Consider the following 22,369-nt stretch of genomic DNA (forward strand, 5'->3'; position numbering starts at 1 on the left):
ATGTATAAAGCTAAATACTTTGTTGTCTTCTTAATGTATATTTTACTCTTTTCTTGTACAAATGAAGAAGTGAAAAAAGAAACGCTTTTTGAATTGGTAAGTGCTAATGAATCGGGTATCTCATTTACAAACCAACTCAGCTTTTCACAAGACTTTAATGTCTATAAATATCGCAATTTTTATAATGGAGGTGGTGTTGCCATAGGTGATATCAATAATGACGGTTTAGTTGATATCTACTTAACTGCAAACCAAGCCACAAATAAACTATTTTTAAATAAGGGAAATTTCAAGTTTGAAGATATTACCGATAAAGCTAAAGTTGGGGGAACCAAGGCCTGGTCCACAGGAGTCACCATGGTCGATATCAATGGCGACGGATTTTTAGATATTTATGTGTGTAATTCGGGTGATGTTGTTGGAGATAACAAACAAAACGAATTATTTATAAATAATGGCGATAGTACTTTTACCGATCAAGCAGAAGTCTATGGCCTTGACGACAAAGGTTTTTCCACACATGCCTCATTTTTTGATTTTGATAAAGATGGTGATTTAGATGTGTACCTCTTAAACAATTCGTATCAAGCAATAGGTAGTTTTAACTTACAACGAAATGAGCGTCCTAAACGCGATATTCTAGGTGGTGATAAGTTATTAGAAAATGTAGATGGCAAGTTTGTTGACATCAGTGAAAAAGCAGGAATTTATGGCAGTGTTATAGGCTTTGGTTTAGGAGTTACTATTGGTGATACCAACAATGATGGATGGGAAGATATTTTTGTTTCAAATGATTTTTTTGAGCGCGACTATTTATATATCAATCAAAAAAATGGCACTTTTAAAGAAGCCCTGACAAATCAAATGAAATCGATAAGTGGTGCATCTATGGGTGCAGATATGGCTGATATTAATAACGATGGCTTTAATGACATCTTTGTAACCGAAATGTTACCCTCTGAATATAAGAGACTAAAAACAGTAACTACTTTTGAAGATTGGAATAAATACCAATACAATGTAAAAAATGGGTACTATCATCAATTTACCAGAAACACCCTTCAATTGAATAATGGAAATGAAACCTTCAGCGAAATTGGCCGTTTAGGAGGCGTTCAAGCATCTGATTGGAGTTGGGGAGCCTTACTTTTTGACATGGACAATGATGGTTTAAAAGATTTATTTATAGCCAACGGTATTTATAAAGATTTAACAAATCAAGATTATTTGCAGTATATTTCTAATGAAGAAGTTATTAAAGGTATTGTTAAAAATCAAGAAATAGACTTTAATAAATTAATTGAAATTATTCCATCTAATGAAATTGAAAATCAGTCTTATAAAAACTTAGGTAAGCTTGAATTTAAATTGTTTGAAGATTCTGGATTGCAACAAAAAAGCTTTTCAAATGGTTCCGCTTATGGGGATTTTGATAATGATGGCGATTTAGACCTTGTGGTCAATAATGTAAACATGCCGTTTTTTTTATACAGAAACACCTCAGATACCAAAAAAAATAATAATTATTTAAAACTAATTTTAAAGGGCGAGGGTAAAAACACGAACGCTATCGGAGCCCAAATACGCATAGAAACTGCCACAGATAGCTTTTATATGGAACAACAGCCTATTAGAGGGTTTCAATCGAGTATGGATTTAAGACCAAACGTGGGTATTGGCAAAGCGGTTAAAGCCACTGTAAAAATTACTTGGCCAAATGGTAAAGTTTCTATTTTAAAAGATCAAGATGCAAACCAAAGTATTATTTTATATCAGAAGGATGCCTTAAACCCAGTGCCAGTTGATCCGAGTGATGCTTCTTCCCTTTTTGCGAAAAGTGATACTCCCTTAAACTATTTACATATTGAAAGTAGGTTTATAGATTTCAACAGAGATCGACTTCTTAATCACATGCTCAGCACAGAGGGCCCTAAATTAGCTTTAGGCGATGTAAATAATGACGGGATTACCGATGTTTTTATTGGAGGCGCAAAAGGACAAGCCTCTAGTTTATATTTAGGAACAAAAACAGGATTCACTTTAAGCAAAAACTTAGACTTCGATAAAAATGCTATCAGCGAAGATACTGCAAGTGTGTTTTTTGATGCCGATAATGATGGTGATTTAGATTTATATGTTTGTAGTGGTGGTGTTGAATTTTCTCCTTTTTCTCCTAATTATTACGATCATTTATACCTAAACAACGGTACAGGTAAATTTATCGATTCTAATCAAAAACTACCGCTAATTGATGTTTATAAAAGCACAAGTACAGTACAACCTATAGATTTTGATGCCGATGGCGATCTAGACTTATTTGTTGGCGAGAGAAGCGTTCCAGGTAGATATGGTGTTAAAGGTTCTGGCTTTCTCCTAGAAAATGACGGAAAAGGTAATTTTAAAGATGTTACTAGTAGAGTAGCACCACAACTTTTAAATATTGGTATGATTACCGATGCATTAGTTGCCGATCTAAACAATGATAAACTCCCTGATCTTGTTGTTATTGGGGAGTTTATGGATATTCAGATTTTTGCATCTAAAAATGGAACATTAGAAAAATCAACTGCAAATAATGCTGAAGTAATCTCTGGTTGGTGGAATACAGTAAAAGCAGCGGATTTAGATAATGACGGAGACCTTGATTTAATTATAGGAAACCACGGTTTAAACAGTCAATTTAAAGCTTCAAAAGAACATCCAATACGCTTATACGCTAAAGATTTTGATAAAAATGGTTATATAGATCCCATTCTAACTTTTAATGCCCCGAACGGAAAGGATTATCCGTATGCTTTGCGGCATGATTTAATAGACCAAATTAAAAGTCTGAAAAAGAAATTTCCAAATTATGCTTCTTTTGAAGATGCCACGATTCAAGATATGTTTGATGCTGAAGATTTAAAAGATGTTATTCCATTAGAGGCTAACACCATGGAAACCATACTATTAATTAATGAAGGTAACTTTAAGTTCAAAAAACAAAAATTACCTGTGGCCGCGCAATTAGCACCAATTTATGCTATTGAAACCTATGATTTTGATGGTGATAATGATATTGATATTCTCATGGGTGGCAACCTCTTTAATGTAAAACCACAAGTAGGTAGGTATGACGCCAGCTACGGTGTTTATCTTGAGAATAAAGGAAATTTAAATTTTGAGACCTCCAATAAAAATAACGGATTCACACTATTTGGGGAAATAAGAGATATAAAAATAGATGCTAAAAAAGAGCAATTCTATGTAACGAGAAATAATGATTCAATCGCAACCTTTACGTTTAAAAATAATGATAAATAAGCACTATGTTTTTTTACTAGTTGCTACACTATGCTTAGGGTACTCATGTAAGGATAAAAATATTAAAAATGAAGCGACTGAGGGCACTCCCCTTTTTAAGGCCGTGCCTAAGGATAGTAGTGGACTTTCATTTGTAAATCAACTAACGTATAAAGAAGATTTAAATATTATAGATTATTTGTATTACTATAACGGCGGCGGTGTTGCTATTGGTGATATAAATAATGATGGTTTAGAAGATATCTACTTCACCGCAAATCAAAGTTCTGATAAGTTATTTTTGAACTTAGGCAACTTAAAATTTAAAGACATTACTAAAAGTGCGGGAATTTTAATGGATAGCACATGGTCTACTGGTGTTACCATGGAAGATTTAAATAACGATGGACTCTTAGATATTTATGTTTCTAAAGTTGGTGTTTTTAAAAATTTAGAAACCCATAATAAGGCCTATATTAATCAAGGAAATTTAACTTTTAAAGAAGAAGCTACTACATTGGGTATCGACTTCGCTGGCTATAGTACGCAAGCAGCATTTTTTGATTATGATAATGATGGTGATATGGACATGTACTTATTAAATCACTCCATTCATACACCAAGAAGTTATGGAACTGCACAAAAAAGAAATGAAAATGATAGCCTTTCAGGGGACCGTTTCTATGAAAATAAACTGAACGAAGGCATTTTTAAATTTGATGATGTTACCCAAGATAGCGGTATTTTCTCTAGCGCCCTAGGGTATGGTCTTGGAATCGTTGCTAGTGATATTAATAAGGACGGATTTATAGATGTTTATGTCACTAATGACTTTCATGAAAATGATTATCTATACCTCAACCAAGGAAATAAGACCTTTAAAGAAGCTTCAAATGAACTATTACAACACACCAGTAGATTTTCTATGGGTGTTGATATTGCCGATATTAATAATGATTTACTTCCCGATATTTTCACCTTAGATATGATGCCTTATGATCATCAAATATTCTTAAAATCTGGTGGTGAAGATTCTGATAAGGTCACTGAGATTAAGAAAAAATTCGGTTTTAATCCACAATCGACAAGAAATAGTTTTCAATTAAATAACGGTGACAACTCGTTTACAGACATAGCCTTACTAACAAACACCTATGCTACCGACTGGAGTTGGTCGACGTTGATCCAAGATTTCGATAATGATGGGCTAAATGACATTTTCATCACAAATGGTATTTTCAAAAGACCGAACGATTTAGATTATATTAATTATTTGAGTTCTGTAAATTTTGCGGACTATTCACAAAATGAACAAACGGATTTAGAAAAAAAATTAATCGAACAAATGCCATCGCTTAAAATTCCGAATGTACTTTTTAAAAATGAAGGGGATTTAAAGTTCAAAAAACTATCTAAAGAAGTAGGTTTATCCGATTCCTACTCCAACGGGGCGGCTTATGCCGATTTAGATAATGATGGTGATTTAGATATCGTTATTAATAATATTAACGAAAACATTACTTTATTAGAAAATAGTACTGCTAAAAATGAACGTCACAATTACGTAGAAATCCGTTTAAAAAACAACGATTTAAACAAAAACTCAAATGGAGTTAAAGTTATCTTGTATGCCGATCATCAATCTTTTGAAAAACAAGTGAGCCCCACTCGAGGTTTTCAGTCATCTTCTACAAGAAATCTTCATTTTGGAATTGGTGCAATTTCTAAAATTGATTCGGCTCAGATAATTTGGAAAGATAATTTAATACAATCTGAAACTGCTATAAAAATAAATGGCAGTACTAGTATTGCAAAAAAGAATAATCTCAAAAGCGTATCCTTACCTTATCAAAATAACAATGTTGATTACACGTATTTTCCATACCAACATATTGAAAACCCTTATCAAGATTATTCAAGAGAACCTTTAATTCCAGAAAAATTATCTCATGAAGGGCCAGCTGTGATTTATGAGGATTTTAATGGTGATGGTTTAAAGGACTTATATCTAGGTGGCGCAAGAAATCAAAAACCTAGCTTTTTTGTGCAAACACAAAACAAGGACTTTAAATTAATGCAGATTTTAGCTTTTAACAAAGATGAAGCCTACGAGGATGTGGCTATTGGTGCCTTTGATTTAGAAAAAGATGGGGATTTGGACTTATACGTAGTTAGCGGCGGAAATGATTTGGATCAAGGCGATCCCAATTTGCAAGATCGAATATATGTCAATGATGGGAAAGGCAATTTTGAACGCTTAGAAGCTCAACTACCAGCAACGAATGGAGGTAGTATTGCCGTCGGAGATTTCAATTCTGATGGGTATGATGATATATTTGTAGGAGGCAGGTCTGTACCTGGCGTTTATGGGCTATCACCAGTAAGCTTAATTTTAAAAAATACCACTAAGGGTAATTTTGAAGTAGTTGCTCAAGATAAATTAGGCATGATAACCGATAGTCGATGGATTGATATTAATAACGACACCCATCAAGACCTGATCCTAGTGGGCGATTGGATGCCGATAACCATTTTAATGAATAACGGCCAAGGAAAGTTCACCGATGAAACTAAAAACCTTGGTTTAAATGAAACCCAGGGTATGTGGAACACCCTAGCATTTTCGGATTTAGATGAAAATGGGAAGGTAGATATTATTGCCGGCAATGTGGGTACAAACTTTAAATGGAAAGCGAGTTCATCAAATCCTGTTCGCTTATATCTAGACGATTTTGATAAAAACGAACAACCAGATCCCATTATTTTTTACGATTTTTTTGGGCATCATGTTCCCTTTGCCTCAAAAGATAAATTAGTAGCACAACTTCCTTATCTCAAAAAGAAATTTACGAACTATGCTTTATTTTCAAAAATTAAAAATATTGAAGATTTGACAGGAAAAGCTGAAAAAGATATCGCTATTAAAAAAGAGATAAAAGAGCTAAAATCAATGATGTTTTTAAATGAAGGAGATTCATTTAAAGCAGTCGCTTTGCCTAAAGAAGCTCAATTTAGTGCTATTCAACATATTATCGTTGACACGTTTAATACTCAAAAAGCTATTTATTATATAGGAAATAATTTAAGCTATGTTACAGAACTTGGTCAGAGTGATGGCAATGCAGGTGGTGTTTTAACAGCGTATAAAGATGGCGTTTTTGAAAAAATACTATCTTTGAAACTTCCAAATAAAATCGCTTACAAAAAAATAATTAAATTAAATAAAGATCAATTTCTCGTAATAAGCAACAACGAAAAAGCTTACATTATAAGTCCTCAACAAAAATAAAGATCAAAACCTCAAGTATATTATGACACTCAAGAACGTTTTTTTTGCTGCCATTCTAGTTTTTTTTGTAAGCTGCAAAGAAAATACAGCATATAAAGAAAAATTGCAAGATCCCGAACTTTTTCAAAGTTCCATGAAAAAGCTTACAGATGTAATTGTGTATGACATTTTTTCGCCGCCAGTGGCATCTAGAGTTTATATGTACCCGACAATAGCCTCTTACGCTATTATGCAAAAAGCACATCCAGGAAAGTACAATACACTAGAAGGCCAAATCAACGATTACACGAATATTCCAGACCCAACAGACGAGAATACCGACATGAATCTGGCGGCCATTCATGCTTTTTTAACCATAGGAAGGCAGCTTATTTTCTCGGAAGAAAAAATTAATGAATTTCAAGATAAAACCTATGCTGATTTACAAGAAGCTGGTTTAACAGATGAGGTCTTAGAAGCTTCAAAAAAATATGGAGAGGTAGTAGCACAACATATTTCAAAATGGGCAGATACTGATATGTATAAACAAACAAGGACGTATCCAAAATATACGATTCTTGATGAACCACAATACTGGAAGCCTACCCCACCCGATTATATGGATGGTATAGAGCCGTCATGGAATAAAATAAGGACATTGGTGTTAGATTCTGCCGGACAATTTCCTCCGATACCGCCTTTACCTTATGATTTAACAGAAGGGAGTCCGTTTCAAACACAATTAATGCAAGTGTATCACGAAGGCTCTGGAACCGATCAAAATAAAAGAGATATTGCAAGTTTTTGGGATTGTAACCCCTATGTGTCTCACCACCGCGGACACGCCATGTTTGCTACAAAAAAAATAACACCAGGAGGCCACTGGATGGGTATTACCGCAATTGCCAGTAGAAAATCGAAGAGTACTTTTGACGAAACGGTAAATGCCTACACTAATGTAACTACCGCACTTTTTGATGGTTTTATAAGTTGTTGGGACGAAAAGTGGCGAAGCTTGTTGGTTCGACCAGAAACTGTCATTAATGCAAACATCGATGAAGAATGGGTACCCCTTCTACAAACACCTCCATTTCCTGAATATACAAGTGGCCATTCTGTAATCTCAAGAGCTGCTGCTGTTACCTTAACCAATTTATACGGCCCTAACTTTGCTTTTGATGATACCACTGAAGTAGAATACGGACTACCCGTACGCAGTTTTACCTCTTTTATACATGCGTCTGAAGAAGCTGCCATATCAAGATTATACGGCGGAATTCATTATATGATGGCTATCGAGGAAGGTGTAAAACAAGGTGAAAAAGTGGGTCAGCACATTACTAAAAACCTAGTCACCTTAAAAAGGTAACTCGAACAATAGGGTACTGCAAGAAACAAAAAGGAGCTAGTGTAACTAGCTCCTTTTTGTTTCTTGCATTCTTGTAAAACTACCGTGCAAAATAAACATAAATTGCAATCACCACAATGCATATCCCTATGCCTACTTGGTGTACATACTTATAAGGCGTAATAGATACTTGATTTGTATATTCTAAAACATACGGTTCTTTTCTGGGATAATACTTACCAATAAGCAACATAATTATACTATTCGTAACAAACAAAATAGCCATAATATGCAAGAAGTGCGGATAATTTTCTTCTCCAAACACATATGGTTTTAATACAAATTGACTTAAAATATATAAAATAGATCCAGAAATAATTCCGATTTTTGCCGCAATGGCTGGAACTCTTTTCGTTAAATACCCTACCACTATAATACTAAAAATGGGAATACTGTAAATTCCGTTTATTTCTTGTAAATAGTCGAATAAACTCCCGGCATTTGCTATTAATGGCGCAATGAACATGGCCGCTAAAGCCAAACATACACCAAATATTTTACCATACTTTACGACCATATTTTCAGGAGCTTCTTTATTAATGTGTTGCTTGTAAATATCAATCCCAAATAAGGTCACCGAACTATTTAAAACACTATTAAAAGAACTTAAAATAGCTCCAAATAAAACAGCTGCAAAAAAACCAACTAAAGGTTTGGGCAATACAGCTCGTACCAATTCTGGATATGCCATATCACTTGATGCTAAACCATTATCAAAATAATGGTAGGCTATCATTCCGGGTAATACCAAAATTAAGGGTCCTAAAATCTTTAAAAAAGCAGCCAACATTAAACCCTTTTGACCTTCTGCCAAGTTCTTAGCTCCTAAAGCTCTTTGAATGATCTGTTGATTGGTGCCCCAATAAAACAATTGCACCAACATCATACCTGTAAAAATAGTAGCAAATGGCACTTCTTGACCAGGGTTTCCAGTAGAATCAAAGCGCTCTGGATTAGCAGAAACTAAAATATCTATTCCCGATAGTACACTTCCATCACCAATGGCCATTAAACCAAATACTGGAATAAGTAAACCTCCTATAAGTAACCCGATAGCATTTATAGAATCAGAAACCGCAACAGCTTTAAGCCCCCCAAAAACGGCATAAATAGAACCTATAAGCCCAATACCCCAAATACAAATCACTAAAGCTGTGTCATCAGAAACTCCTAAAAGTGTAGGCACATCAAACATACCGCTAATAGCAACAGAACCTGAATACAAAATAACAGGTAACAAAACCACGACATAGCCTGTTAAAAATAACGCTGAAGTAATCGTTTTTGTAGTGGTATCAAAGCGTTTTTCTAAAAATCCTGGGATGGTAGTTAATCCTCCTTTTAAATATCTAGGCAATAAAAAAATTGCCGTTACTACAATGGCAATCGCTGCTAAGGTTTCCCAGGCCATCACCGATAATCCATCTTTATACGCGCTACCATTTAAACCCACAATTTGCTCTGTAGATAAATTGGTTAATAACAAAGAGCCTGCAATTACGCCAGCTGTTAAACTTCTGCCTCCTAAAAAATAGCCATCAGATGATTTTTCATCGGTTTTTCTTGTGGCCAAATAGGCGATAATAGCCACTAAAGCCGTAAAGCCTATAAAAGATAGTATTCCTAGCATGTTCTTATCCTTAATTTGATTATATGGGTTAAATATATATGAATATTTAGAAAGAACTCAATTTAGGCGGCAATAAAACCAACTATTCTTTTTTTTTACTTCAATAAGGGTACTACAACGTTTTCATAAACCATTAAATTATTTTTAACAGGGTTTTAATTGTTTTAAAAAAGGTATTTTGTTGCTTTGTACCCTAAAGCATGTCTTTTAGTGTTATTTATTTTTACTCCATTCTAAAAATGAAATATCTTAGCCTTGTATTGTTTTTATTTTTACTTTCAGCCTGTGCAAATTATGGGCAGTTGACTGTTATCACCAAATTACCTAAAAGTTTAAAGGAGAATTCCGGTATCGCTTATTACAAAGATGACAAGGTTTGGACCATTGAAGACCACGGCAACAAGGATGTCATTTATCAGGTAGATTTTAAAGGAAATATTACACGTGAATTTAAAGTTAAAAATGCTAAAAACGAAGATTGGGAAGATCTTACTACAGATAAAAGGGGTAATTTATATGTAGCCGATATAGGCAATAACGATAACGACCGAAAAGATTTAGTAATTTACAAACTTCCCAACCCTGAAAGGGAATCAGACGATAAAATTAGCGCTGTAAAAATTGAATTTAGCTATCCAGAACAGGCTGAATATCCACCCAAAAATGCCGATTTATTATTCGATGCTGAAGCCATATTTCATCTTGGGAACCATTTGTTTATTATTACAAAAAATAGAGCTACCCCTTTTAATGGAAAAACCTTAATTTATAAAATACCTGATACGGAAGGAAATCACTCTGCTCAATTTATAGATCAGTTCGTAACCTGTGAAAATGAAGCGGTTTGTAAAATAACTTCCGCAGCTGTTTCTCCAAGCGGAAAAAAAGTTGTGCTACTCAGCTATGGATTTTTATGGGTATATTCTGATTTCAGCGGTGATAAATTTTTAGAAGGAAATTTAAAAAAAATTGATCTTGGGGTAAGAACACAATTGGAGGCGGTTTGCTTTAAAGACGAAAATACCCTATTGTTATCTGATGAAGAACGCGCTCAAACAGGACAAAACTTGTATTCGTTTAAACTAGAGTAAGCAGCCATCCACCAATTTTCAACTTAAAATCTAAATCCTAAACCAAAAGTAAATCTTGCGCCATCTTCACTATTGAAAATCGCTAAATTTACAGACAATAAATCGGCTGCGTTAAGAAAAAATCCACCACCGTAAGACGTATGCCAAGTGTTTGAGTCTATGTTGGGGAACCATACTCTACCATAATCAAATCCTGTAAAAAAACCTGTGGCTATGGGTAAAATACTTGTTCTTTTTTTTCCCAAACTAAAACGTAGATCTGTATTTTGATAATAGGCTGATTTTCCAATAAACCGCTGGTTCCTATACCCCCTAAGGCCATCGTCACCCCCTATGCTTGCTGCTTGATAAAATTCAAAATCTTCTCCTGTATTAAAATGTGCTTTCCATTTTGTGGCCAAAACAAGGTTTCCACTTGGTATTAATTTATAGTCAAATGACACGCTGGGAATTACATAGGCAAAACCATTTTGATCTTCCCCTATTTGTTTTTTATAACCTACTTGAAGCGATGTAGCCATACCCATGGTGGGGAATGCATTATTATCTTTATTTTCATAGGAATAAGATAGCTCAGATCCTAGGAAACTTTTTCTTGTTTCTTCATTGTTTCTTTGGTAAAAATCATTGATAAACCTATCTGTTGTTTCTTCCACCTCAATAGATTCTATGAATAAGCCAGCACTGAATTTAGCACCCATTCTACCCCTCCAAACCATGGAAGGAGTGAAATTTATAGTTTCTAGTCGCACCCTATTAAAATCAAAACCTAGTTCGTCATCAAAATTATCTGTATCATTCCCAAATCCAAAAAAATTGGTAGCGAAATTTGGACTAGTAAAACGCATGGCTAACTCTAGATTCCAGTTTTCAAGGATGTGCGCAAACTCACCAACGTATGAAAAATTATAGCCACTTGTTGCAAAATAATAAGAAGCACTAACCACATGCTGCGCTTTAAAAGGGTTTTGCCTAAACCCATTTTGGGTATAGGTATTTATAAATCCAACTCGGATTCCGTCATCAGGATTAAAACCTATCGTAGGTAAAATTTGGTTAAGATTTCTTCGCATCTTAAAAGGATGATAGGTGTTTACATCATAATCATCAACTAATTTAACTTTTACACCTTTTACATTTTTTAGTGTATTTTTTTTACTCTTGTAATCGTAAATACTAATTTTTTTGGAGGCACTAATATCATATCTATCGTTGTTTTGGCCTCCAATCAATCTTACTTTTATACCGTTATTTTGATGTCCTTTTACTTCAAATACATCATCATCATCTAAACCATAAACCCATATTTCTTTCGTCGTATTTTTATGAAATGTTTTATCGAAAAAAAGCTTCTTTTTTTTGTCTTTCAGATTTCGATAAGCTTTTATATTAATTTCATTATTATTTAAAGGCTCGATCACAAACCAATCATCTTTATCCGTTCCTGTAACCACGGCAAACTTGTTCAAAATAAAATAATATTCTTTGGCAGTATTCACTATACCAGCTAAACGCGCTAGTAGGTTTTTTTTAATAAGCGCCATGGTTTCATCCCTCACCTCTTCAGGAAAAGCCAAAAGTGCTTTGTCAATTATTTCTGGTGTGATATTCTCTTGGAGATATTCAGCCTGGCGTATCCATTCTTTCTCGGTTGATTCTGGAAGTAGCGCCATATCTAAAACATAGGTTTTTGGCGAAGAATTTAAGCCCTTTACGCTTCTAATCTTTGGATTAAAACCTTCCATAAGCTTTAAACCAGGAACCGTTCTCGTAGCCATTCCCATCAACAGACCATCTCCCATGTTAGAAAACACCTGATCTCTGTCTCTAGGCACCGGCCTGTAGCTTACTTTATCGGAGCTTTTATCTTTAAATTCGGCCCAGCGCCATTGGTCGGTATGCCTATCCCAATCGCCAATGATCATATCAAAAAGTCGTGCTCTTATATACAGCTTGGTATCTACACTGTATTTTTCATCATCACGTAAATCCTCGAGCATGGAATCTGTACTTTTTAATTCGTTCGCATAACCAAAACTTTTTAAGTCCCCATGATTATCCCCGGCATGTTCTTCAATCATATATAATTCATCTCCGAAGCTTTCATTATATTGCATTAAAGCTGTTTGTTTGGGTATATAATATAATACGGGATTGGTGTGATAAATACCAACAGCATCTGACAATACCCCTACGGTAAATGGTGCGTAAGGATGTGCCCCTGTATAAAAATCTTCTAATAAACGTTCCGCATAAGTGTCTTTTAAGTCGTCAATAACATACTGATCTGGAAAAACCATCGATTGGAGGTACAGTTCTGCACTTTTTCTCAAAGCACGCATAACGTATTCTTTACCACTTTTATCTTGTAGTCTTAAGGATTTTGATTGATGACCTCCTCCCATTTTCACGGGTATTAAACCTCCAAAAAGGGTATCCAAATCTACTGTAGGAGCACTTACTTGGGTGGCGTAATATTTACGGTATTTCTCTCCCCATACTATTTTATGAAACTTAGATTTATCTACCTCTTCTTTAGTGTATATGGATGCCGTAACAGTGGCAGGAAATGTATCACTATACTTTTCTGGATCTAAAACGCTAAGAGCGGGTAAAACTTCCGAGCCAAACAAAAATAAATCTTCCTCTTTATCATCTAAACCAAAATATCGAACTTTTGAGGAACCATCCGTATAAATTTCTAAGGTAGCATACCCCATTTGTCCTGTTGAAAACTGGCTACCGTTGATGAGTCTGGTAACCCCTTTTTTTGCTCCAGAACCACTGACAATTTGCGGGGTATTTTTTTCTACAATATATTGTAGGGTATGTTCATGACCTGAAACAAAAATTACCTTGTCTGAAAATTGGGCTAAGGTGGTCATACGGTCGCTTAACTCTCGGTAAAGCTTATTCTGCGTATCTGCTATTGAAGGCCCCGCAGTTTTACGCAAGATATTGGCAATACTACCAAACACAGGTAATGGCACAGTTTTATTACTAGGAAATAATTGTTGTTTTAAAGAAAATTGGCCTCCATGTGGACCATAGGTAAACATAGGATGATGCAACGCAATTAGTGTTGTACGCTCTCTATTTTCTTTGATAATATCTTCTATTTCCACCAAAAAATTTTCTCTACTTTTTATATCACAATCATCATTTATTCCTGGACGTTTGTCCCAATTTGTTAAATACCACTCTGAATCCACAAGGACAAGTACAATATCTTCTTCTATTTTTATCGTTTCAATAGGACAGCCATTTTTGGGAAAAAAAACTTGATCACTACTTAATTTTTCTTCAATATACTCTTGCTCTCTTTTGAGACCAACAAGACCCTCGGTATACCAGTCATGATTTCCTGGAATAAAGAATTTATTGCCTTTAAAATTTTCCAAAGTAGCTATTTGAGCGTCTAAATGACTTGAAGCCATTCTAAATGCTTTCGTTGAGTCTACTGGATCTGGTAAACCTGCAGGATAAATGTTATCGCCTAGAAAAATTGCAGTACTATTGCTATTCGCTCTATTTAATTTTTCTTTAAATATTTTTAGCGCAGGGTTCATTGCTCCGTAAGGAGATAGCCCTGCATCTCCAATCAAATAAAAGGTATGCAGAATTTCTTTATCGGTCATTTCATCTATTTTTAGCGCTGGATTTTTGTATTTAGCTTTGTAGGTAGCACACCCAGAAAAAAATAGAAGAATTAATAGAAGCGTTAAATGTTTGCGCATAGTGGCAATTAAAGTGTTTTAAAATTTGTAATTTGGACCATGTAACTTTATTCTCATGACGGACATTATATCCAAAACTGAAGCTTATGTAAATGAGCTACTTAGCGAAAAACTCGACAAGGCATACCTATATCACAATCTGAGACATACACAAAGAGTCGTTAAAAGTACTAAAGAATTACTAAACTTTTACGCCTTAGCAAAAGAAGAAAATATTGCTATTCTTACAGCTGCATGGCTTCACGATGTGGGTTATACCTTAAGTAAAACAGATCATGAAACACATAGTGCTGTCATTGCTCAAGAATTTTTAGCAAAAATAGGATGTGATGATGATTTTATAGCGCAGGTAAGTGCTTTAATTTTAGCTACAAAAATGGGTCATGACCCGAAAAGTTTGGCTGAGGAAATCATCAAGGATGCAGACTGCTCTCATTTTGCACAAAACAGTTATCTGCAAACTACAGAGCTATTACGTTTAGAACTCGATTATTTAGATATTGCAAAATTTACAACAAAAGAATGGCGCCTTAAAAATATTGAGCTATTCCGGACGGAGCATCGATTTTTTACAGATTATGCCTTAAAAAACTGGCAAACTATTAAGGATGAAAATTTAGCAGTTCTTCTCAAAAAAGAAGAAAAAAATAGCAAGCTTATTAAAAAAGAAAAGTTAAAAGTAAGTCTTAAAAATAAAAGTCCTGAAAGAGGTATACAAACCATGTTTAGGGTCACCATGCGCAATCACTTAAAATTAAGTGATATTGCAGACACAAAGGCTAATATTCTACTGTCTGTAAACGCGATAATCATATCCTTAATTTTAGCCAATTTAATTCCTAAATTAGACAATCCTAGCAATGATTATCTCATAGTACCCGCAGCCATTTTTGTGGTTTTTAGTGTTATTTCGATGATCATGTCTATCCTGGCTACACGACCAAATGTAACCAGCGGAGAATTTACCAAAGAAGATGTAAAAAATAAGAAGGTAAATCTTTTATTTTTTGGAAATTTTCATAAAATGAAATTACAAGATTACGAGTGGGCTATTCAAGAACTTATTAAAGATCAAGAATATGTATATACTTCATTAACAAAAGATCTATACTTTCTAGGCTTAGTGCTTAATAAAAAATACAAATTACTACGCTGGACCTATACCATTTTTATGATCGGAATGATATTATCTGTTATTGCCTTTTTTGTGGCCTTAAAATTTTATGGCCCAGAACGTATTATCCAATTACCAAACTAATAGGTATGTGAGATTTTAATTATTAATCTCAGCCATAAGATCTTCATAGGTATATTTCTTTTCGGGCGAAAGGCTATTTGCGTATTTTATATCAACACGTATCGCTTTTAGACCAGTAACGCCTTGAAGACCTTCTAGTTCTAAAATTTCTATTTTACCTCCAAAACATCCTTTGGATTTTAAAAATTTTATCGCTCTTAAATATTCTAATTCATCACTTTTTTGAGCGTAGACTACCACCATTTTACCTAGTATCGTTAAACGAAGATTAGTGCCTTTAATAAATGACTTATCAATCCTTTTTTTAATAATTTCATACCTCGCATTATAGGTTCCGTCCACGTCAAAACGCTTTTCATCCATTCTGAATCTAATGGATAAAGAGGTATTATACACCAGAATAAGTGATGCCACGTCTAATGGAACTGTAAGTTCTGGCTTTAAGTGGTAGTGCTCGTTTTCCATTTCGCACATCACCTGTAACTGCCATAACCTTAAGTTTCTTAAATACAACATATGGAATGGTTGGTCTTCCGCTATAGTAGCACCAATATACATGTTATGCTCTACGCCGTCTGTTTTATACCGTTCAAAATAATGAGGAAACATTTCTTGAGCCTCTTTTTGTCTTCCGTCAATAATTGATGAAAGTTTTTTGTTGATTAACATGACGCTCTGATCATAATTTCTACGATGATCGTAATATGATTTTGTTTGGGGGTCTATTTTAGATTCGTAGGCGGTAATCAAATCAAATAATCCTTGATCTGCATATTGGCCTTTTAAGAAGCTAAAGATGGGTACTATTTCTTTTTGAATAAATTTAAAAATAGCCTGTTCACTATTGGTATGCAAAACATCTTTGACCTCTTGAATATACTCTTGAACTCTAAATAGTAATTCTTCTAAAATCGGTAATTTTTTAACTTTTAGCGCAAAATTTATAACTCCCTTAATTTCAGAAAGCTGAATCATTAGATCGCGTTGAATCCCAATATTTCGTGCCAAAGAGGAATCTTTAATGTCTGTTTGACCGTATAATGGATAGACATCGTTAAACACAATTTCTTTAAAAGAAACTTGTTTATTTTCCATTCCATCAATCATAAATTGTCTTGCTTCTTCCTTAAACTTCCAGTATACAGCGCTATGTACAGAAGTACATTCGTTTTGAATAATAGCATCGATTCTATTTACCTCTTCGTTCATGGAGCGTAATACGCCACTAACAATAAAAGGCATAATATCTTCTAATTTATTAGCATTTACACTGTTCAGTGCATTTTTTTTCATGGACACAAGTTCTAGAACGCCAAGCAGTTCTCCTTCGTTCGCTATTGGAGCGAATATCGCGCTTTTAATCCCTTGTTCTTTTAAATTCTTAAAGGGCCTAGCGCCTCCTGATCGCTCATATAGCGCAGCCACATCTGAAATCGAAAAATAAGTATTTTCATTGATTAGTTTATGATATGAAGACTTGCAGAGCGCTTCATCACAAGGTTCTAATTCATTATCTTGAAGTAAAAAGCTTTCAATACCAACCCCGAAAACTTTTTCAAATTGACTTTTTTTAGAATTATAGGTCACAAAACCAACTTTAATGTCTGAAACACTAAAGAAAGATCTAAAGGTTTGCATTAAATTCTTCATAAAACCTTCACTACCCCTTTTGCCCTTTGCAATTAAACTCGATTTTATTTCTGAAATGGCATGTTCATTAGTCACATCAAACATCGACGAGATCACAAAACCCTTACAAATAAAACTCTTTGGTGGAATTTTTTCTTTCCATAAGGCTAAATCATCAAAATTCTCTAGAAGTTCGTTGAAATCTTTTTTAGTTAGATTTTTTGACTTATCCGTCGGTAAAATTTCCATAAAATCTGCATTGTACAAAATTCTATAATGCCGCATAACGCCATTTTTATCAGGAATGTCATAAAAAAATGGTCGCTTAAAATCTAACTGATACTTGTAATGTGTACTTAAAACAATAGTACACGCTAGAATGTAAAGGTGATGCTCCGGCAAGTTCCGTAAATGTGGAGAAAATTCGTTATCCACGGCATCAGCATCTTCTAATATTTTTTTGAATCGTTCAGAAACATTAAAAATCACATTATCATAAGGCAAAGAAGCTGCTTTAATTTCGTTGTTAGTCAATACTCCTGAAAAAGTGTCTTGTAAAATTATTTCAATAATATCTTTATGTTTTTCCAGCAAGCTAATATCCGTAAACCCTTCTCTTAATTCGGGATACGGTGCTTGAGCATCAAGAATATACCTTGCTTTTTGTGCGATAAAACTATTTTCGCTTTGCGCTAAAACATCATATTGTTCTAATAATTTATTAAAACTAATAATTTGATCTAGTGGAGATTGTAGTTTGCTATCCATAATAGTATTGGTCGTTTCTTAATATATAAAATTACGCAAGAAAAACAGTATTTTTAATTCGTAATAAACTGCAATAACCAAAGTTTTTTTGGAGTTTTATAAAAATTTATCGGATGTCTTCAAAATACAGATTATCAAGAGCCTATAAAAATGCAAAGATCCTAGCTTTTGACAATACTTCAAAATTTATTCTATTTAGCGATTGCCATAGGGGAGACAACAGCTTTGCCGATGATTTTGCCAACAACAGAAACATTTATTTTCACGCCCTAAAATTCTACTTGAACGAAGGTTTTTCGTACATAGAACTAGGTGATGGTGATGAATTATGGGAGAATACTAGTTTTGAATCCGTTTTTAATGCGCATAAAAATGTATATTTTTTACTCCAAGAATTCTTTAAAAAAGATAGGTTGCACATGATTTGGGGAAATCATGATATGGTGTATAAGGATTCTAAATTAGTAGCGCAGAATTTAGATACTTATTTTGACCCTGTTGAAGGTTGCACTAAAGCCTTACTCCCAAACTTACCTTACCATGAGGCTCTAATTTTAAAACATAAAGATACCCGTCAAGAGCTATTTTTAACACATGGCCATCAAGCAGATTGGTGGAACTACACGTTTTGGAGATGGGGTCGCTTTTTAGTTCGAGTGCTTTGGAAACCTTTACAAGTATGGGGCATTGCAGATCCGACCAGCCCAGCCAAAAACTATAAAGAACTTATAAAAATAGAACGAAGAATTAAAAAATGGATTGTAGAAAACAAGTATTTATTGACTATTGTTGGCCACACGCATAGGCCAAGGTTTCCACAACCAAGTGAAATTCCTTTTTTTAATGACGGTAGCTGTGTACACCCACGGAGCATTACCGGTATAGAAATAGAACACGGAGCTATTAGCTTGATTAAATGGAATATTGAAACCACGGACGACGGCGTCTTAAGAGTTGTAAGAGTATTATTGGAAGGGCCTAAAAAATTAAGTGATTATCAAAAAATGAATACTGTTTAACACAAAAAGTGCCGGTTTTAATTTAATAAAAGTGATGCGCTGCGCACGGGCCGGTATCATTCATAGTACTGAGTAACTTTAGGTAGCCCTTGTGAGGCTAAAAAAATAGAAGAAAAAATTATAGTGCTGGTCAATTAAAAAAAATCTCAACTAATCTTTTGTGGTTTTGTAACGAAAAGAATCGCATAGCGATGCGTACTTTCTTTATTTTAACATCAATTTAAAACACATTGGCAGGGTATTTGTTAAATTTACAGTGACTTAAGTTTATTTAAATACCTATGCGATTTCTTAGTTTGTTATACTTTCTGTTACTTTTTCAAGGTGTTTTTGCGCAAGAAATACCTAAAACTACGGTAATCAAAATCGAAAGCAAAACCAATACTAATGAAAAGATTGACTTAAAGTTACTTCCTGAAAAAAAGAATCAATTATCTTTAAAGATGCCTGATTTATTAGGCAGAACTACGGAAGCGGATATGAAAGGTGATAATAAACCTAAAGTATCCATGCTACCCAATACCGATTTAAAACAAGCAGGGTACGACTTGGTATTAGATCCTAAAATAAGGGAAAAAAGGGATTCCAAATCTGGTGGTTATTTTCCAAATATGTATTTAGGTGACATAAAAAATAACGGTAAATTTATCGGTATCGTTTGTCGTGATCATGAATACGTTGATGGAGATTTAGTTAAGATTACCGTAAATGGTGTTGAAGTTGAACCAAAACTATTTTTAACTGGTGCTTTTAAGGGGGTCAATGTTGATCTACAACAAGGTTTTAATCGCATAGAATTTGAAGCATTAAACGAAGGTTCTTCAAGCCCTAATACGGCACAGGTCAATGTCTATGATGATGTTGGAAAACTCATTTATGCCAACCAATGGAATTTATCAACGGGATCAAAAGCTACTTTTGTTGTCGTGAAAGAATAATGTTGACAATTAGTAATGACCAGACAACAATTAGCAATTAACCGGCATCAGTTAGCAATAAAGAATTATCAGTTAATGCTAATCAGCTAATTAATTGTTGAAGAAATTAGGAGCTTTTTTAATTTTTATTCCGCATAACGTTCCCCAGGTCGATAAGTTTCTTTAGCGCGTTTTAAAACATCTTCTTTATAAAAAGGTACGTCTTTAAACTGCATATCGGCATATTTCTGAATTTGATCATCAAAATGTGGCGATTTTGGATCACCACTTTGTCCTCCGGCTAGGATGCTTTTTGCTTTTACTTTAGCTCCAAATTCTACCACCGCAACAAAGCTATTACCTCTTGTTCCATATATTTTTTTGGTGTTGTTAGTATAATTAACGCCATAGGCTGCTAATGCGCCCCACCTACCCGATGCAAACCCAATAGGAATACTTGGCAAACTATCATTAAAAGCCTGTTCAATTGCTCCATTTAAGCGTTGGTACCTATTGACCTCACCCCAGGGCATTTCCCAAGTGCCAAAATCAGCTGTTAGCCTCTCAATGACAGCCTCAAAAACTTGTAAACGTTCCGTGCTTGGGGATACCGTGCCAAAATAGTTCATACGCTCCATATCACTTAGCCCTCTGGGTGCGCTGCCCATTTGCCCATACATCGTTCCGTAATAGTGGGCTAAAGTCATACCAATTGCTTCCTTTGATGTTTTTAAATCCCATTGTTTTAATACCGCAATCGGCTCAGCAAGCTTCGTATTTTTTACCGCACTAGCTTCATAGGCTTGTACTAAACCTGGAATTAATTTTTCAAAAGCGGGCAAATACGGGTCATGTGCTAGTGCAATTAAACCATCTAATGTAAATCCAGACTTGCCCTTTAATAATTGAATGGCATGAATACCTCTAAAATTTTCCTGGTCTTTCGACATGTAATAAGGATAGTCTTCTTTTTTGGGACTAAATTCTAAAGCCGCTGTAAAAGGTGTAGAATTACAATTTTGAAACCATCCATTTTCAGGATTCAGCAGTAAAATATTTTCATCCACCGTATGTAAACCTTGCCAATCGGTCTTGGGGTTACTACCATCCACAGGCATTGAATAATCAAAACTCACATCGCGTTTAGGAACAAAATTTCCATGAAAATAAGCGATATTTCCTTCTGCGTCGGCGTACACCGTGTTATTTGAAGAATTGGTACGAATATCCATCATCTCCTTAAATCCTTTATAGCCGGTCTGTTTTGTTCGTACAAATGATTGTTCTAAAGCTTTTACTGGTTCCCACATCATGGCAGAAGCTGTCCATTGCCCATCAACGCTATGGGTAATTGGACCGTGGTGGGTGCTATACCTTGGAAATTTTTTCTCTTTAATACTATCGCCTTCTTTGTATTTTAAAACAACTTCGCCCACTGTAACAGGTCGTAATTCTTCTCCGTATTGGTACACAATTTTATCTTCAAGTTGTGTGATGGTTTCTTTAAACTCGTCCATAACATCAGTATAGGTAGACGTATGCATCCATCCTGTTTTTTCATTAAAGCCCTGATAAACAAAAAATTGTCCCCAAGTTACTGCGCCATAGGCATTTAAGCCTTCTTCACTAACCACGTGTACTTCGGGTCTAAAAAAGAACGAGGTGTGTGGGTTAATCAATAAGAGTGGATTACCAGATTCGGTCAATTTTCCAGAAATAGCAATTCCATTAGAGCCTTGTGGCTCTAATGTTGCTGCTTCTTTTTCTATAGCAAGGATCTCGGCTTTTGGTATCTCTATTCCGTTTTCATAAAAAGCCTTGAGTTTATTGGTTGAAATACGTTCAATATCCCCACCAATAGAGCCCTCACTAAAATACATGGGCATCCAAGGCTCAAATTGAGTGAGTAATTTAGGTTGTACTTCAGGGTGCGTTTTTAAGTAATAATTGATGCCATCTGCAAAAGCATCACATAATTTTTTTAACCATTCAGGGCTATTTTCGTAATTCGCTTTAGCTTCTTCCTCGGTCATAAAAAGTTTTGCACGTAAATCACTATATAAAGCTTCTTCACCTTCAACCTCTGCCAACCTGCCTGTTGCCCAGATATAATTCTGTTCTACTCGGTTAAAATCGTCTTCGCATTGTGCGTATAATAATCCAAAAACAGCATCTGCATCCGTTTTTCCATAAATATGGGGAACACCAAAATCATCTCTAATAATTTCAACATGGTCGGTATAGGCTTTGTATTTGTCACTTTCCAAGGCAGACCCTGGTTCTGTTTTACAAGAAGTTAACAAAAGAAAGGTAATCAAGATAGATTTCAGAAGTGTTTGCATCATATTGAATTTATCCATGC

The 22,369-nt window shown here is 34.7% G+C and carries 11 protein-coding genes; 7 read left to right on the forward strand and 4 right to left on the reverse strand.

Annotated features, from left to right (window positions below):
- The 3 genes from GQ45_RS08640 to GQ45_RS08650 are packed head-to-tail and all read left to right on the forward strand — an operon-like array spanning nt 1 to nt 7,919.
- Nucleotides 1–3,303 (forward strand): FG-GAP-like repeat-containing protein, encoded by a 3,303-nt coding sequence (locus tag GQ45_RS08640; RefSeq protein WP_047416768.1) that lies wholly within the window; start codon nt 1–3, stop codon nt 3,301–3,303.
- Nucleotides 3,293–6,571 carry a VCBS repeat-containing protein gene (locus GQ45_RS08645; protein ID WP_047416771.1) on the forward strand — a complete coding sequence of 1,093 codons (3,279 nt, stop codon included), beginning with the start codon at nt 3,293–3,295 and terminating at the stop codon, nt 6,569–6,571. Before GQ45_RS08640 ends, GQ45_RS08645 begins: the two co-directional genes overlap by 11 nt.
- Nucleotides 6,572–6,593: 22 nt before the next feature.
- Entirely contained in the window at nt 6,594–7,919 is a 1,326-nt protein-coding gene (locus tag GQ45_RS08650; RefSeq protein ID WP_047416774.1) for a vanadium-dependent haloperoxidase, read from the forward strand.
- A 79-nt stretch (nt 7,920–7,998) separates the two neighbouring features.
- Here the strand turns inward: GQ45_RS08650 and GQ45_RS08655 are convergent, their stop codons facing one another.
- Nucleotides 7,999–9,588 carry a solute:sodium symporter family transporter gene (locus tag GQ45_RS08655; RefSeq protein WP_047416777.1) on the reverse strand — a complete coding sequence of 530 codons (1,590 nt, stop codon included), beginning with the start codon at nt 9,586–9,588 and terminating at the stop codon, nt 7,999–8,001.
- A 239-nt stretch (nt 9,589–9,827) separates the two neighbouring features.
- Between GQ45_RS08655 and GQ45_RS08660 the strand changes: the two genes are divergently transcribed.
- Nucleotides 9,828–10,679: a hypothetical protein gene (locus GQ45_RS08660; RefSeq protein ID WP_047420220.1), complete on the forward strand. Its 852-nt coding sequence runs from the start codon at nt 9,828–9,830 to the stop codon at nt 10,677–10,679.
- Between the two features lie 23 nt (nt 10,680–10,702).
- On the opposite strand, the gene GQ45_RS08665 is transcribed toward GQ45_RS08660, so the two are convergent.
- Nucleotides 10,703–14,416: a metallophosphoesterase gene (locus GQ45_RS08665; protein ID WP_047416780.1), complete on the reverse strand. Its 3,714-nt coding sequence runs from the start codon at nt 14,414–14,416 to the stop codon at nt 10,703–10,705.
- A 55-nt stretch (nt 14,417–14,471) separates the two neighbouring features.
- Between GQ45_RS08665 and GQ45_RS08670 the strand changes: the two genes are divergently transcribed.
- Nucleotides 14,472–15,674, forward strand: a complete 1,203-nt coding sequence (locus GQ45_RS08670) for a Pycsar system effector family protein (RefSeq protein ID WP_047416783.1) — start codon at nt 14,472–14,474, stop codon at nt 15,672–15,674.
- Nucleotides 15,675–15,689: 15 nt separating this feature from the next.
- On the opposite strand, the gene GQ45_RS08675 is transcribed toward GQ45_RS08670, so the two are convergent.
- Nucleotides 15,690–18,071, reverse strand: a complete 2,382-nt coding sequence (locus GQ45_RS08675) for a cell surface protein (RefSeq protein ID WP_047416786.1) — start codon at nt 18,069–18,071, stop codon at nt 15,690–15,692.
- Between the two features lie 113 nt (nt 18,072–18,184).
- Between GQ45_RS08675 and GQ45_RS08680 the strand changes: the two genes are divergently transcribed.
- Nucleotides 18,185–19,090 (forward strand): metallophosphoesterase, encoded by a 906-nt coding sequence (locus GQ45_RS08680; protein WP_047416788.1) that lies wholly within the window; start codon nt 18,185–18,187, stop codon nt 19,088–19,090.
- Nucleotides 19,091–19,371: 281 nt separating this feature from the next.
- Nucleotides 19,372–20,028: a hypothetical protein gene (locus tag GQ45_RS08685; RefSeq protein WP_047416791.1), complete on the forward strand. Its 657-nt coding sequence runs from the start codon at nt 19,372–19,374 to the stop codon at nt 20,026–20,028.
- 125 nt (nt 20,029–20,153) lie between these two features.
- Here GQ45_RS08685 and GQ45_RS08690 read toward each other — a convergent pair whose 3' ends face one another.
- The gene (locus tag GQ45_RS08690; RefSeq protein ID WP_047420222.1) at nt 20,154–22,349 is read right to left on the reverse strand and encodes an acylase; all 2,196 of its coding nucleotides are present in this window, start codon (nt 22,347–22,349) and stop codon (nt 20,154–20,156) included.
- Nucleotides 22,350–22,369 lie beyond the last annotated feature (20 nt).

The sequence above is a fragment of the Cellulophaga sp. Hel_I_12 genome (assembly GCF_000799565.1).
In the GTDB taxonomy this organism is placed as follows: Bacteria; Bacteroidota; Bacteroidia; order Flavobacteriales; family Flavobacteriaceae; genus Cellulophaga.

Coding starts and splice junctions, on each gene's coding strand:
- GQ45_RS08670 (WP_047416783.1), top strand. CDS start 14,472: ATGACGGACATTATATCCAAAACTGAAGCTTATGTAAATGAGCTACTT.
- GQ45_RS08660 (WP_047420220.1), top strand. CDS start 9,828: ATGAAATATCTTAGCCTTGTATTGTTTTTATTTTTACTTTCAGCCTGT.
- GQ45_RS08655 (WP_047416777.1), bottom strand. CDS start 9,588: ATGCTAGGAATACTATCTTTTATAGGCTTTACGGCTTTAGTGGCTATT.
- GQ45_RS08690 (WP_047420222.1), bottom strand. CDS start 22,349: ATGCAAACACTTCTGAAATCTATCTTGATTACCTTTCTTTTGTTAACT.
- GQ45_RS08650 (WP_047416774.1), top strand. CDS start 6,594: ATGACACTCAAGAACGTTTTTTTTGCTGCCATTCTAGTTTTTTTTGTA.
- GQ45_RS08640 (WP_047416768.1), top strand. CDS start 1: ATGTATAAAGCTAAATACTTTGTTGTCTTCTTAATGTATATTTTACTC.
- GQ45_RS08645 (WP_047416771.1), top strand. CDS start 3,293: ATGATAAATAAGCACTATGTTTTTTTACTAGTTGCTACACTATGCTTA.
- GQ45_RS08680 (WP_047416788.1), top strand. CDS start 18,185: ATGTCTTCAAAATACAGATTATCAAGAGCCTATAAAAATGCAAAGATC.
- GQ45_RS08665 (WP_047416780.1), bottom strand. CDS start 14,416: ATGCGCAAACATTTAACGCTTCTATTAATTCTTCTATTTTTTTCTGGG.
- GQ45_RS08685 (WP_047416791.1), top strand. CDS start 19,372: ATGCGATTTCTTAGTTTGTTATACTTTCTGTTACTTTTTCAAGGTGTT.
- GQ45_RS08675 (WP_047416786.1), bottom strand. CDS start 18,071: ATGGATAGCAAACTACAATCTCCACTAGATCAAATTATTAGTTTTAAT.